The 13,652-nt window shown below is 62.5% G+C and carries 11 protein-coding genes; 3 read left to right on the forward strand and 8 right to left on the reverse strand.

The window, feature by feature from the left end; all coding sequences use genetic code 11:
* Window positions 1–3 precede the first annotated feature (3 nt).
* On the forward strand, window positions 4–1,641 hold the full coding sequence (locus tag ACSOSP_RS04540) for a response regulator (RefSeq protein WP_455309777.1): 1,638 nt from the start codon (window positions 4–6) through the stop codon (window positions 1,639–1,641).
* A gap of 70 nt (window positions 1,642–1,711) precedes the next feature.
* Here the strand turns inward: ACSOSP_RS04540 and ACSOSP_RS04545 are convergent, their stop codons facing one another.
* The gene (locus tag ACSOSP_RS04545) at window positions 1,712–2,131 is read right to left on the reverse strand and encodes a DUF6088 family protein (protein ID WP_455309778.1); all 420 of its coding nucleotides are present in this window, start codon (window positions 2,129–2,131) and stop codon (window positions 1,712–1,714) included.
* Window positions 2,132–2,471: 340 nt separating this feature from the next.
* Between ACSOSP_RS04545 and ACSOSP_RS04550 the strand changes: the two genes are divergently transcribed.
* Window positions 2,472–2,846 (forward strand): VOC family protein, encoded by a 375-nt coding sequence (locus ACSOSP_RS04550; protein WP_455309779.1) that lies wholly within the window; start codon window positions 2,472–2,474, stop codon window positions 2,844–2,846.
* 31 nt (window positions 2,847–2,877) lie between these two features.
* On the opposite strand, the gene ACSOSP_RS04555 is transcribed toward ACSOSP_RS04550, so the two are convergent.
* The 7 genes from ACSOSP_RS04555 to ACSOSP_RS04585 all read right to left on the reverse strand — a co-directional run bounded on the left by ACSOSP_RS04555 (window position 2,878) and on the right by ACSOSP_RS04585 (window position 12,736).
* Window positions 2,878–3,750, reverse strand: a complete 873-nt coding sequence (locus tag ACSOSP_RS04555; protein WP_455309780.1) for a hypothetical protein — start codon at window positions 3,748–3,750, stop codon at window positions 2,878–2,880.
* Between the two features lie 507 nt (window positions 3,751–4,257).
* The gene (locus tag ACSOSP_RS04560; RefSeq protein ID WP_455309781.1) at window positions 4,258–5,313 is read right to left on the reverse strand and encodes a helix-turn-helix domain-containing protein; all 1,056 of its coding nucleotides are present in this window, start codon (window positions 5,311–5,313) and stop codon (window positions 4,258–4,260) included.
* Window positions 5,314–5,503: 190 nt separating this feature from the next.
* Window positions 5,504–9,883, reverse strand: a complete 4,380-nt coding sequence (locus tag ACSOSP_RS04565) for a DEAD/DEAH box helicase (RefSeq protein WP_455309782.1) — start codon at window positions 9,881–9,883, stop codon at window positions 5,504–5,506.
* A 151-nt stretch (window positions 9,884–10,034) separates the two neighbouring features.
* On the reverse strand, window positions 10,035–11,336 hold the full coding sequence (locus tag ACSOSP_RS04570) for an RNA polymerase sigma factor (RefSeq protein WP_455309783.1): 1,302 nt from the start codon (window positions 11,334–11,336) through the stop codon (window positions 10,035–10,037).
* Complete coding sequence (locus ACSOSP_RS04575) at window positions 11,333–11,752, reverse strand: VOC family protein (protein WP_455309784.1); 420 nt, start codon at window positions 11,750–11,752, stop codon at window positions 11,333–11,335. Before ACSOSP_RS04575 ends, ACSOSP_RS04570 begins: the two co-directional genes overlap by 4 nt.
* Before the next feature lie 78 nt (window positions 11,753–11,830).
* Complete coding sequence (locus ACSOSP_RS04580; RefSeq protein WP_455309785.1) at window positions 11,831–12,247, reverse strand: YciI family protein; 417 nt, start codon at window positions 12,245–12,247, stop codon at window positions 11,831–11,833.
* Between the two features lie 141 nt (window positions 12,248–12,388).
* A complete protein-coding gene (locus ACSOSP_RS04585; protein WP_213761428.1) occupies window positions 12,389–12,736 on the reverse strand; it encodes a YciI family protein in 348 nt (115 codons plus the stop codon).
* A 152-nt stretch (window positions 12,737–12,888) separates the two neighbouring features.
* On the opposite strand from ACSOSP_RS04585, the gene ACSOSP_RS04590 reads away from it, so the two are divergent.
* On the forward strand, window positions 12,889–13,320 hold the full coding sequence (locus ACSOSP_RS04590) for a YqaA family protein (protein WP_455309786.1): 432 nt from the start codon (window positions 12,889–12,891) through the stop codon (window positions 13,318–13,320).
* Window positions 13,321–13,652 lie beyond the last annotated feature (332 nt).

The raw sequence follows: 13,652 nt of genomic DNA on the forward strand, positions 1-13,652 counted from the left end.
CGTATGTCCGATCCATCCCACTCCGCTTCACTGGAAACTGCCTCCATCGAGGAGCTGCGCGAGCGGCTTCGCGAGGCGGAAGATACCCTCGACGCCATCCGCAGCGGCGCGGTGGACGCCGTCGTGGTCGGCAGCGACGACGACCGCCGCATCTATACGCTCGAAAGCGCGGACCGGCCGTACCGGGTGCTCGTGGAGCAGATGCAGGAAGGCGCGGTGATGCTCTCCGCCGACGGCACCATTCTCTATGCCAACGAACGTGCCGGGCAGTTGCTCGGCGCCCAGGTGGAGCACATGGTCGGGTCCGCGTTCAGCACTTTTGTGCTCGATGGGCAGCACGCGCGCCTGCAGGAGTTGCTCCACGAAAGCGCTACGGGCACTGCCCGCGATGAACTGACGGTGCTCTCGGCCAACGGGGAAACACCTGTCTATTGCAGCTTCAAGGCGCTCGAAGCCGAGCGCGACCAGGATCGCCTGATCTGCGGCGTCATCTCCGATCTTTCGCAGCAACGTCAGATGGAAGCGCGCCTGCATCAGGCGCAGAAAATGGAAGCGGTCGGTCAGTTGACCGGCGGCCTGGCTCACGATTTCAACAACCTGCTGCAGGCCATTCACGGCAACCTGGAACTTGTGAAGCGCGCGCCGTCAGACCCCGAGCGCGTGCTGCGCTGGACCGGCAACGCAATGCGGGCCGTGAGCCGCGGCGCCAAGCTCACCGCGCAATTGCTGGCATTTTCGCGCTCCCAGAAACTTGAATTGAAATCGGTTGGTCTGGCGCAGCTTGTACACGGCATGGCCGATCTGTTCGACCGCACCCTGGGCGCGGGGATCGACCTGCGGCTGGAACTCGGCGACGACGACGCGCAGGTCGTGGCGGACGCGACCCAGCTCGAACTCGCCTTGCTCAACCTCGCCATCAACGCACGTGACGCGATGCCCACGGGCGGCGTGCTGCGCATCAGCACGCTGGCGTGGACGATCACGGACGACGCCGATCTCGCCGACGGCGACTACGTGGAATTGAGTGTCGCCGACACAGGCGCCGGCATGCCCGCCGATGTCGCGGCCCGGGCGTTCGAGCCGTTCTTTACCACCAAGGAAGTGGGTGCGGGAACCGGTCTGGGTCTCGCCCAGGTGTACGGTATCTGCCAGCAGGCGGGCGGCCACGCGCAGATCGAGAGCAGTCCGCGCGGCACCCGGGTGTCGTTGTTTCTGCGGCGTTCGCCCGCTGCGGCCGCCGCGCCGGACCCGTCGGCATCGACTGTGGTCAATGCGAGCGACCGGAGTGCGCCGCGGATCCTGGTCGTCGACGACGATCCGGATGTTCGTACGTTCATGGTCGAAACGCTGGTCTCGCTGGGGTATCGCGTGGACTCGGCGACGGGCGGGCGCGCAGCGCTCCACATGATGGCAAGCGATCCACCGGACTTGCTGGTGCTGGACTTCGCGATGCCGCATCTGGACGGCGCTACGGTGGCGAAACTGGCGCGGTCCCAGGGCCTGCAAATGCCCATTGTTTTCGCGAGCGGTTACGCGGACACCTCTGCCCTTGATGCCGCGATGGGCAACAATATCTCGCTGCTTCGAAAACCATTTTCGATCGGGAATTTATCCGCGGTCGTGGCGGCGGCGCTGGCGTGAGGGGTGGATGGAAAATCGCAGGTAGTCAGGCAGATTTGCCAGCAAGTCAGCAGTTGCAGCTTGCTCGATATCAGACTTCCATCCGCTTGTGATCTTTCTCATACTTTACGGTTCGGCGTCCGACCTGGATCTTGCGGCGGATGCGGCGCTTTCCCGTGTTAACGATGCCTTCCATCGGGATTTGCGTCGACCGCCCACTGTTATATTCGCGGACCAGCCATCCTGGGATGACTTCAACGCCGAGCTTGCGGAAAGTTTCTGCAGCAATGACTTCGAATGTTGCCGCCGGAGTTGGCGTGCCGGTAAATTTGTTGATTCGAGTTTTCGCAAACACCCCTTTGCTGACGCGGACAAGCCTGCCGTCAGCAATGAGCTTTGAGAGCACGCGCCCAACCTGTGCCGGGCTGCCCAAAGGGGCGACCTCCGAGCGAAGTATGACGCTCCCCTTCCGTTGTGAAATCGAACGAACGATTCGGTCTTCAAGTTTCATTTGCTCCCTCCAACGTGTCGGTAGCGTTCTAGAGTCACTCTAGCACAAAAAACCAGCCAGATCGTTTCTGAACGGGGCTTTTGGACTACACGAAGTGATCATTTAAGAGTAGTTTGCGCACTTACCGGTCGCCCTATCGAAAGCTCTGTCGACAGGGGTGCCGCGACCAAGTGGGTTGATCGGCTGAAGAGCGAAGCGCCGCTGCTGACAAAAACTGACAGCGCCCACGCTTACGATGATTTCGACTTCAGCACCGGCCGTGGCAGTCAATCACCGGATCGTTGCTGGATTCCCGGGCGCATACCCCGGCTACTTCCATCGACCCAACGTGAGCGAACCCATGACCGATCCCAACTTCGTCATCCTGTACGTGGACAACCCTTCCGTCAGCGCCGATTTTTATGCGGGCCTGCTCGGCAAGGCACCCGTCGAATCTTCTCCGACGTTCGCCATGTTCATCCTGGAGTCGGGTCTCAAGCTGGGATTGTGGTCAAGGCATACGGTCGAACCCGCGTCGCCCGGGGCGGCCGGTGGCGGCGGCGAACTCGGCTTCCCGGTGAACAACAGCGACACCGTGCACAGTCTCTTCGCCGACTGGGTCAAGCGCGGCCTGCAGATCATCCAGCGGCCGACGGAAATGGATTTCGGCTTTACCTTCGTCGCGCTGGACCCCGACGGTCATCGTCTGCGCGTCTTTGCGCCTTCCGCGGAATAAGACGACAGCATTTCAAGCGCTCGGACGGCGGCTACCACCTGTTCAACGGCATGATGGCTTTGGCTGCCTTGGCTACAACCCGCAGGTGGGGATCGGTTTCGTCGAAGGCGCTCTCCCCTCTGCCTCGCGCGTGATCGCTTTCTTCTGCCAGCCGTTTCGCTTCCCAGTCGCGTTGCCACGCCTCCGCCTGATGACGATGCTCGATCGCGCGCCGTGCTTTGTCCTCTTGATCGATCCATTCGGCGAAGATCGAAAACGCGCGGTCCAGTGCTTCATATTTTCCGCCCGGACCGGCCACCGAAAACAACAGGCGCTCCCCCTCGCCCGGCTGCTTCCAGTACACGTCGATTTCACGTTCTCCGGCCAGCTCGATGCTCACGCCGGTGTCTGGCGCCGACATCGCTCCCTCGCTCGCCCAGCGTGCAGTTGACGCTCTGGAGACTGCGCCGACGGTCCCGGCATTCGATTCGCGATTGGGTTCAGGCTCAGGTTCAGGCTCAACCGCCAGCGCACGGAACGGCCATTCGAAGCGGCCTGAGCGCAAGCGTTGAAATTCGCCGGGGGCATCGGTCGAGACAAATCGCTTTGCCACCTTGTTGACCGTGAGCGTTCGCGAGACGAGATGCAACGTGAGATCGACACCGCCGCCGGCTACCCGAATCCGGCCTTCGTCCTCGCGAATCTCAGCTTCACATTGCGCCGACGCATACGACGATCGTCTGCCTTCCCGATACCCATGCAGCCAAAGCGCTGCGATTGCAGCCAGCGACAGTGCGATCTGGGTAGCCGATGGCGGTGTCGAGGTGAGCCCCGCATAAAGCGCGACGGCCGCCGCGCCGCACAACCCTGTCTTGAGAATAAGACCGGACAAGGTTCTAGCCTGGAACAAAGCAAACAGCCACATGTGTTTCCCCGGTATCATTTTTTTCTTGGTTTAAGGTCGAACACGCGGCGGCTCGATGTCCATGACATCTCCCCGCGAGGCGTGTTCGCCTTGAAGCGTCTTGATGACGCTTTCTCTCTCAGGTCGGCAATCCTGTGCGTTTCAGTCTTCAGGCGCGCTCGGGCCTGAACTCGGCGCAACGTGCATCGCGGCGCTTGCCGTGAACACCCGACGGTCAAGGAACCCGGGTTTGCGTTCAATGCGGAAGGCGCCCGCAACGCGCACAGAAAGCGCGAAGTCATCAGCGATAAGCGGCTAATAAGTCACCGTGCATTCCGCGACCGGGAAATAAGCAGCCTGCTTTCCCCCTTCAGCGTCCGATAAATACCGTCCGCGATGCCTGCGTGCACACCTGACAATGATGCCTTCGATGCACACCGCCGCCCTCTCATTCCGTCCGCTCTTTTCGCCCATTGCGTTCAGCGCATCGACGATGGGTCTTCTCGCGCTTACATCCGCTTTACACGCTCAGGCGCCGAGACTGCGGATCGTCGCGGCGGTCCTGACGCCGACGCCGCGCGCGTCGCGGGCGCGGCTGCTGTCGGCTGACATGGCGCCAGCCGTGACGGCGGCTGCGCATCGCCTGCGGGCTTCTGTCGGCGTGCAGCCGAAACGCTCCTTGAACGCGCGATTGAACGTCGATTCGCTCATGAAGCCCACCGCACAAGCAATGGCGCCAATGAGATCGCGCGCATGCAGCGGGGACTCGAGCCGGCGCATGGCTTCGTCGAGCCGGCGAGCGCGGACATATTCCGCTACGCCGCCCATCGGTTCGAAGAGTTCATAGAGCGCAGTTCGCGACACCTTCAGGATTTCGCGCAATCTCGCCGGACCGAGGCTCATGTCCGCCAGATTGCCTTCGATAAAACTCAGCGCCTGCGCGCGGATCACCGGCGTCAGGCGCGGATCGCCGGATTGCTCCCAGCGCTCGGCGCGCCGCAGCACGCAGGCCGCGACGAAGTCCAGCGTGGCTTCGCCCGCCACGCGCGCCTGCTCGTCGTCCATCGAACTCGCGACGCTGACCAGGCTGCGCATATGCGAAGCGAGCAGCACGCCAATAGGGTCGGCGGCCTCCCACGACAATCCGTGCAAACGCAACGCGCCGCCCGTGCGCCGGTCGATGGCCTGGCGCGGAATGGTGAGCGTCAGCATGGGCGCGTCGCGGGTGAAGCCGATGTTTTCGACGACGAGATCGCGCACGACGACCGACCCGAGCGGCACTTTCTGGATGTCGCGGCCAAAGGTGGACATCAGCGCGCCGTCGAGCAGGCAATGCACCAGGTAATGGTCGACGCCGGAGGTCGCAATCCTGCGGCGGGTGCGTTGAAATTCGACGTCTCCGCCCACTTCATGCGACATGAGCAGCATTGGCCCTAAAGGCCAGCTTTCCATCTTCGCGCGAAACGGCGCGAAGGCAACTTTCGGGCGCTTGATTTCAAATACGGCGTCGATTCCTTCGCGCCAGATTTCCTCCGCGTCATTCTCGGGGAAATCGCCACTATCGAATCTGATGGGCGTGGACATGGCGTTACTCAACCTCCATGACAGCAGGGTTCCACATGATTTTTCAAAGCTGCCGGGTTCGGGTTGTGGCATTACCCGGCATCGCAAAGAGATTAACGGCGTTTTATCGATAAAACTTTAGCATGTGTTTAAAACGATCTGAATCAGCGTTTTATCGACGATTTTTATCGGAAACCCAAAATGGTTCCTTTCAACGACCTGCTATTAACGGGGAAGCGGGCATTCGATCGAGGCTGCGCCGGACAAGATGCCAGCGCACGCGCTCTTGTAATTGCGCATCGAGTTCCACCAGGAAACGCGTTTTCCCCGCGATAACCGCCCCCACCGGCAAACCATCGCAATACAGCACGCGATTGCCCGGCACAGCCGGCACTTTCTCCCCGGGCAGCAAAGTGCCCGCGAGATTCAGCGGATCGACCGCGCTTATCGCGATGAAGCTGCCGTCGGCGGCCCGGTTGCGCATCGTGCGTAAAAGCGGCACGGCTTCGGGCAACGCGAACTGCTCGCCCGAAAGGCCTGCCACGAATCGACCGCCGCGAATTTCACCGCGTGCTTCCAGCCGATGAAAGACCCGCAGCAAGTCCCGCCACGGCGGCAGCCAGTCAGCCTCACGTTCGAGCAAGCGCCAAAAGATCACGCCGTATCGGCGCAACAGGGTCATCGCGACGTGCTCGAGCGAATCGGCGCCGGGCGCGGTGTTGCTTTCAGAGCGGCGCAGTAATGCCCAACGTCCGGCGTCGTCCATGCCGCCAATGAAATGGCCCCGCCCGCCGCGCCGTGGCCGCCGGCCGAAACTGTTGCGGCGCGCGGCCGGCGCGAGCAACGCACGCAGGCCGGCGAAACTATCGGCGTTCACCAGTCCAAGCGACACAAGTTCGCCCAACGCAGTTTCGAGTTCGGTATCCAGCAGGCGAACGTCCGAACGCAGTTCGTCGAAGAACATCGCGCCGTGTTCCGTGAGCGCGTCGAACACGAGCTGGGCGCGCGATGACGGCTCAGGCGACTGCACCGATTGCATCAACGGATTCCACGCCGCCAGGTGCCGGCGCGGCAGCAACACGATCGGCGTGGTGCGCACCGGGCCGCCCGAACTGCGCGACCGTACGCCCGGACGGCTCCAGACAACCTTGCCGGAACGGCATAAATCGTCGAGCCAGGTCATGGAATACGCGCTCAGGCGGGCGGGCAGGATCTCGTCTTCCCACGCGACCGCCGGCGCCTCGTAGCCTTCGAGTTGTTCGATGGCGAGCATCAGCGCGTCGTGGCCGTCGCCGTGCGGATCGGCTTTGGAGTCGGCGCTGACGTGTTGCCAGTCGAACAGGAAACGCATGAAATCCTGCAACTCGACCGGCTCGATTTCGCGCCGCAAACGCCGCACGGTGTATCGATGAATACGCGCCAGCAGATGCCGTTCGCACCACTCTTCGTCTTTCGCGTCTGTCGCGTCTGTCGCGCCCGGCGTGAAGCGGCCGCGCATGACGTAACCTTCAGCTTCGAGGCGCGTCAGCGCGAGCGCGACCGACGAAACCGGCACCGCCAAAGCCCGGGCAATAACAGGGGCCGGCAACGGACCAAAACCGCTCAGGCGGGCGCGCACGATGTCGACAAGCGCATCGTCTTCGGTCCACGCTTCGTCGAAACCGGGGAGCGGCGCAAGCGGCGGCTGCATGAGCGCAACCGGATGAATCGCGCGCAAGCATGTCAGGCGTTCGACCGGTACCCATAACCCATCCGCCGATGTCACCTGCAAACGCGTCGCACGCCCTGACGCGGCGAGCTGGTCCAGCCACGCCGGCCAGCCGTCATTCGCGTGGCGTTCGGCTTCGGTGATACACGCAAGCCCCGATAGCGCCTCGTGCATTTCATCGGCGTTACGCACCGTCGGCCACGCTTCTTCGCGCACGCCCGCGATTGCCTCGGCGTCGAGCGCACCCAGGTCGTCGCTCGATTGCGGATCGGTCCAGCCTCGCGCCAGCACGGCCTGGGTGCGGCGTTCCTCGATGGGGGCATCGTCGAGAAAAGCGTAAGGGCGCGCCGATAAAACCTCCGCCGCCAACGGCGACGGCGCGGGCAAATCGCGTGCGACGAGCCGTACGTCACCGCTTTCCATACGCCTTAGAAGCGCGAGCCACGCGTCGCAGTCCATGGCGTCGTGCAGACAGTCGTCGATCGTCTGATCGACCAGCGGATGACGCGGCACGTCACGCTCGCCCACCACGTTTTCGATGCACGCTACCTGATCGGGGAACACGGTCGCCAGCAGATCCTCGCTCTTCATGCGCTGCAATTGCGGCGCGACCCGACGGCCGCCCGCGTAACGTGGCAGCGCGAGCGCGTTGGTCGCGTTCCAGCGCCAGCGCACGCCGAACAGCGGCGCGTCGAGCAGCGCCTGGATCAGCACGTGTTCCGCTGTGTTCGAACGCAGATAACGCCAGACTTCATCGAGCGGGAAACTGTGGCTGCCGGAGAGCGACAGCACGATTGCATCTTCGGTCGCCGCGGCCTGCAATTCGAAGTTGAACGTGCGGCAAAACCGCTTGCGCAGCGCGAGGCCCCACGCACGGTTCACGCGGCTGCCGAACGGCGCGTGGATGACGAGTTGCGTGCCGCCGGAGGCATCGAAGAAACGCTCCATGACCAGCACGTCCTGCGTGGGCAGAACGGAGAGCGCGGCGCGCGAGCGCGCCAGATAGTCCACGATCTGCCGCGCCGCTTCCTCACCGATACCAGTTTGGTTAGCCAGCCTGGTGATGGCAATGTCGAGCGAGGATTCCGCAAGCCAGGCGTCCACGTGCGCATGCAAACGCGCGATCGCCGACGACAGTTCATTGCTGCGTCCCGGCGCTTCGCCGAGCCAGAAGGGAATGTTCGGCGGCTGTCCGTGCGCGTCTTCCACGCGCACTCGTCCACCTTCCACACGCAGGATCTTGTACGACGCGTTGCCGAGCTGGAACACGTCGCCGGCCAGGCTTTCGACCGCGAAGTCTTCGTTGACCGTGCCAATCTGCAAGCCTTGTGGTTCCAGCAATACCGCGAAATCCGCGTTGTCCGGGATCGCTCCGCCCGAGGTCACCGCCGTCAGCCGGCCGCCTCGCCGGCCGCGCAAACTGCGAGTGACTGCATCCCGATGCACGTAAGCCCCACGCACGCCGCGCCGGCTCGTATAACCCTCGGCGAGCATACGAATAACTGCGTCGTACTGCGTACGATCAAGCGATGCATACGGCATTGCATTGCGCACAAGTTCGAACAGCGCATCCTCGCTCCACTCGCGGCACGCCACTTCAGCCGCAATCTGCTGCGCGAGGACATCGAGCGGCGCCTCGGGGATATGCAGGACATCGAGTTCGCCGCGCGCGACACAATCGAGCAGCGCTGCACATTCGATGAGATCGTCGCGCGACTCAGGAAAGAGCCGCCCTTTCGGCGTGCCGCTTACCTGATGCCCCGAACGCCCGACGCGCTGCAGGAAACCCCCGATCGATCCCGGTGAACCGAGTTGACAGACGAGCTCCACATCGCCGATATCAATCCCCAGTTCTAGCGACGCCGTCGCAATCAGTACTTGCAGCTCGCCGCGTTTGAGCCGCTGCTCGGCATCCAGCCGCTGCTCTTTCGCGAGACTGCCGTGGTGCGCCGCGACCGCGGGTTTGCCAAGGCGCTCGGTGAGATGGCGCGCGACACGCTCGGCCATCCGGCGCGTGTTCACGAACACGAGCGTGGTACGGTGCTGCGCGATGAGATCGGCGAGACGATCGTAGACACGCTCGCGCACATCGTTCGACATGATCGCGTCAAGCGGGATAGGCGGCAGTTCGAGCGCGAGATCGCGCTTGCGCACATGGCCGACATCGACGATTGAACACGGTCGTTTGCCGGTCAGAAATTGCGCGACCAGTTCGATCGGTTTTTGCGTTGCCGATAACCCGATCCGCACCGGCGCTACATTTCCATGTTCAACGCACAACGCGTCCAGCCGCTCGAGACTGAGCGCGAGATGGGCGCCGCGTTTATTGCCGGCAACGGCATGGATTTCATCGACGATTACCGTCCGCACCGTGGACAACATCGCGCGGCCGGAATCGGAACCGAGTAAGACGTAGAGCGATTCCGGCGTGGTGACGAGGATATGCGGCGGACGCTTTTTGACCGCGTTGCGCTCCTGGGGCGTGGCGTCGCCGGTGCGTACTGCCGCGCGAATCTCGATGGACGGCAGGCCGATGCGCTGCAGTTCCTCGGAGATACCGGCAAGCGGTTCCTGCAGGTTCACGCGGATATCGTTGGACAGTGCCTTGAGCGGCGATATGTAGACGACGGTCGTTTCGTTAGGCAGCGGGTTGTTGCTCGCCACGCCTTCGCGGACCAGTTCATCGATAGCCGCAAGGAACGCTGTCAGCGTCTTACCCGACCCGGTCGGCGCCGCCACGAGCGTCGATCGACGCGCCTTGAGTAACGGCCAGGCGCGCGCCTGCGCCTCCGTGGGCTCGGGGAAATGCCGACTGAACCAAGCCGCGACGGCGGGATGGAAGGCGTCGAGCGGGTTGGAAGTCGATGGTTTTGCAGCGGTCATACCGCTAGTTTATTAGCGAGCGGAAAAGCGTGTTTGAGAACGAGTCGTGGCGGAGCTTGGGCGCATGGGGACGGGACAGGTTTTGCAGGGCCGCTGGGGGTTCTGCTGTTCCCGCTTAGCCACGGTGAGCTTGCCACCGTGTAAGCCGGATTCACCCCTTCATCTCCACCGCCCTCTCAAGCAACATCTCCTTCTCCCGCACATTGCGTGTCATTGCTGCGGCCTTTTCGAATTCCACCCGTGCCTCTTCACGACGCCCCAGCTTCGCCAGCAAATCACCCCGCACGCTCGGCAGCCAGTGGTAGTTCTTCAGCACTGCGTTCGACGCCAACTCGTCGACTATCTCCAGCCCCGCCGCCGGACCAAACGCCATCCCCACTGCCACCGCCCGATTAAGCTCCACCACGGGCGACGGCGCCACCATCGCCAACGCGTCGTAGAGCGCGACAATCTGCGCCCAGTCCGTGTCTTCCGCCCGCCGCGCGCGGGCATGGCAAGCCGCCAGCGCACCCTGCAACGCATAAGGCCCGCGCGCGCCGTTCAGCACCTCCGAGCGCTCCAGCGCCGCGAGGCCGCGACGGATCAGTAACAGGTCCCATCGGCTGCGGTCCTGATCCATCAACAAGACCGGCCGCCCGTTTGCATCGGTTCGTGCATGAATGCGGGAGGCCTGTATCTCCATCAACGCAACCAGGCCGAATACCTCGCTCTCGTCAGGCGTCAACCCCGCCAAAATCCGCCCGAGACGCAACGCATCGTCGCAGAGCGATGGGCGCATCCAGTCGTCCCCTGCAGTGGCCGAATACCCCTCGTTAAAAATCAGGTAAATGACTTCCAGCACCGACGCCAGCCGACCCGCCCGTGCATCGGCTTTCGGCACTTCGAACGGCACGCGAGCCGCCGACAAAGTCCGTTTCGCCCGCACAATACGTTGCGCGATGGTCGGCTCAGGCTGCAGGAACGCCCGCGCGATTTCATCAGTGGTCAAGCCGCCCAGCAGCCGCAACGTCAGCGCAACCCGGGCATCGACGGACAGCACCGGATGACATGCGGTGAACACGAGCCGCAGCAAGTCGTCGCCAATATCGTCCTCCCGCGCGGAGTCCAGCGCATCCACGAAATCCGGCGTGACGTGCTCCTCGCGCGCATCCATGTCGAGTCCCAGTTCCTCGTGCTTGCGGGCGTGCAATGCATCCTGCCTCAAACGATCAAGCGCGCGATGCTTGGCCGTGGTCATGAGCCACGCGCCCGGATTGTCCGGCACGCCATCCACACGCCAATGCTCCAATGCGGCGATCAGCGCGTCCTGCGCAAACTCCTCGGCGAGCGACACGTCGCGCACCAGGCGCGCCACGACCGCGATCACCTTCGCCGATTCCATCCGCCACACCGCCTCTATCGCGCGATGCGTGGCCAGTTCCTGGCCGCCGGACTCGCCGGAAGATCCACTCACGCTGCGCCCGCCGCGTGCGGATCCGCATTCGCTTCCATGTACACAAACTCCCATGAGTGGCCGTCGAGGTCGTCGAAACCGTGGCCATACATGAATCCAAGATCCTGCACCGGCCGTGGCGTCGTGCCGCCCGCGCGCACGGCCTTGGCGACGATTTCATCGACCTCGGCGCGGCTCTCGCACGACAGGCACGTGAGCGCTTCGACCTGCTGCTTCGGGTCGATGATCGTCTTCGTCGTGAAGGTCTGGAAGAACGGCTTGACCAGCAACATGGCGTAGAGGTTCTCGCCGAGGATCAGGCACGCTGCCTGATCGTTGCTGAACGTTGGGTTGAAGCTGAAGCCGAGCTCGTTGAAGAAGACGCGCGCTTTCGGCAGGTCCGCCACAGCCAGGTTTAAGAAGATTTGCTTATGCATTTTTATCGCCCTTCAAGAGAAGTAGAGTGCTCGCGTCAGCCCGCTTCCACGCGCGCATTAAGTTTGTTCAAGCCGCTTTCAAACCCGTCGCGACGCTTCAAGTTCGCGGAAACGCTCTATCGATCCACCCGAGCCGAAGTCGTCCAGCTCAAACAACTGCCGCACTTCGATTTCGCCGCTTTCGTGCTCGCCCATCGGCGAAGGAAACCTGCGCGCCCACTCGATCGCTTCTTCCCGTGAACGCACTTGGATCAGCGTGTACCCGGCAACAAGCTCCCTGGTCTCCGCGAACGGACCCTCGACTACGCTGCGCCGGCCACCCTCATAACGCACGCGCCAACCCTTGGCGCTCGGCTGGAGACCATTCGCATCGAGCAGCACGCCCGCCTTCGCCAGTTCTTCGTGGTAGGTCGCCATCGCGCCGATCAGCGCGTCCTCGGGGAGTACGCCCGCTTCGCTTTTTTCGGTCGCCTTGACCAGGATGATGAATCGCATTGTTGTTCTCCTCGCGGTGTCAATCGTTGTGCAAGCGAGAACGCCAATCGCGCTCTCATCCTCACGACGAACCACGCCAGAAGAAATCGACAACTTTTACTTATTCAAGGGTTAACGCGTACAACAACGCCGCAAAAAATCTCACTCCCAGCACGGACCGATCTTGCGCACTTCGACCTCGCACCATTCGGCCGCCGGACACGCCGATGCAATCTCGATGGCCTCTTCCTTCGTCGCGCAATCGAGCATGTAGAACCCGCCGATCATCTCCTTCGCCTCCGCGAACGGTCCGTCAATCAGGCTCGCTTGGCCATCGCGTTTCTTGACACGTACACCTCCCGTTGCCAGCGATTCACTCGCGATCAGCAAACCGCGTTCTTTCAGTCCCGCACCGAACTCGACCATGCTCTCGTAGAGGAGCTTGCCTTCGGCTTGCGAGCGCTCGGCCCGCTGTCCAACCGGTTCGGCGATGAGCAGCATATAAGACATGACATCTCCTGGATTGAGGTTTCAACCGCCCTTCAAGGTATCAACTGTGGGAGAAGCTTTCAATCCCCCAATGCCACGATGCCCTCAATCGGGGCATGGCCGAAAAACGGCTAAGCTGTCGCCCTCGTTCACGCTTGCCCGCACTTTCCCTCATGGTCGATTTTTCCGTATACGGCGGGTTGTTCGCAGTTGCGCTGGTCGCGGCGACACTTTTCCCCCTTCAGTCCGAGGCTTTGCTGGCGGGTTTGCTGATCGCCGGCAAACAGCCGGTCTGGATGCTCGTCGCAGTCGCGAGCGTCGGGAACGTGGTGGGCTCGACCATCAACTGGGCAATGGGACGATCGATCGAAAAGCTGCGCGAGCGCCGCTGGTTTCCAATCAAACCTCGCGCGCTCGAACGCGCGGAACAGTGGTACCGGCACTTCGGACGCTGGACGCTGCTCTTGAGCTGGACGCCGGTGATCGGCGATCCCTTGACCATGATCGCGGGCGTTCTGCGTGAACCGTTGTGGTCGTTCCTCGCGATCGTCGCGATTGCGAAAACAGCGCGCTATGCAGTGATTGCCGCATTGCTCACCCTGTAATGCCCTTGGCTGCAGCAATGTGGCGCGCACTACTTTGCTTCAGCGCGGCTTAACCGGTGCAAATGCGCCTGAGGATGCCTCGCGCTCGCCCACACGCCGGACGGCAACTCGATAATTTCATTTCATCAGAGGAAATATTTTGCACGAGGCGCGTTTCAATCAATACGCCATCCTGAACAAACAGCCATCGCATCACGCATCCGGCCATACGCTTGCCGTTCTACTGTCTTTCTTCAACCATCTTCGCTGGCCGGCTGCCGAACTCGGTGCCGTTGAATCAGTCAGGTGGCAAATGCGGCAAGAATTGCTCACTGATTGCTCATTGGCAGTCG

It is taken from the genome of Caballeronia sp. KNU42 (assembly GCF_053760385.1).

Bases quoted from the DNA above. Each gene is read 5' to 3' on its own strand.
- ACSOSP_RS04540 (WP_455309777.1), top strand. From the start codon at position 4: ATGTCCGATCCATCCCACTCCGCTTCACTGGAAACTGCCTCCATCGAG.
- ACSOSP_RS04545 (WP_455309778.1), bottom strand. From the start codon at position 2,131: ATGAAACTTGAAGACCGAATCGTTCGTTCGATTTCACAACGGAAGGGG.
- ACSOSP_RS04550 (WP_455309779.1), top strand. From the start codon at position 2,472: ATGACCGATCCCAACTTCGTCATCCTGTACGTGGACAACCCTTCCGTC.
- ACSOSP_RS04555 (WP_455309780.1), bottom strand. From the start codon at position 3,750: ATGTGGCTGTTTGCTTTGTTCCAGGCTAGAACCTTGTCCGGTCTTATT.
- ACSOSP_RS04560 (WP_455309781.1), bottom strand. From the start codon at position 5,313: ATGTCCACGCCCATCAGATTCGATAGTGGCGATTTCCCCGAGAATGAC.
- ACSOSP_RS04565 (WP_455309782.1), bottom strand. From the start codon at position 9,883: ATGACCGCTGCAAAACCATCGACTTCCAACCCGCTCGACGCCTTCCAT.
- ACSOSP_RS04575 (WP_455309784.1), bottom strand. From the start codon at position 11,752: ATGCATAAGCAAATCTTCTTAAACCTGGCTGTGGCGGACCTGCCGAAA.
- ACSOSP_RS04580 (WP_455309785.1), bottom strand. From the start codon at position 12,247: ATGCGATTCATCATCCTGGTCAAGGCGACCGAAAAAAGCGAAGCGGGC.
- ACSOSP_RS04585 (WP_213761428.1), bottom strand. From the start codon at position 12,736: ATGTCTTATATGCTGCTCATCGCCGAACCGGTTGGACAGCGGGCCGAG.
- ACSOSP_RS04590 (WP_455309786.1), top strand. From the start codon at position 12,889: ATGGTCGATTTTTCCGTATACGGCGGGTTGTTCGCAGTTGCGCTGGTC.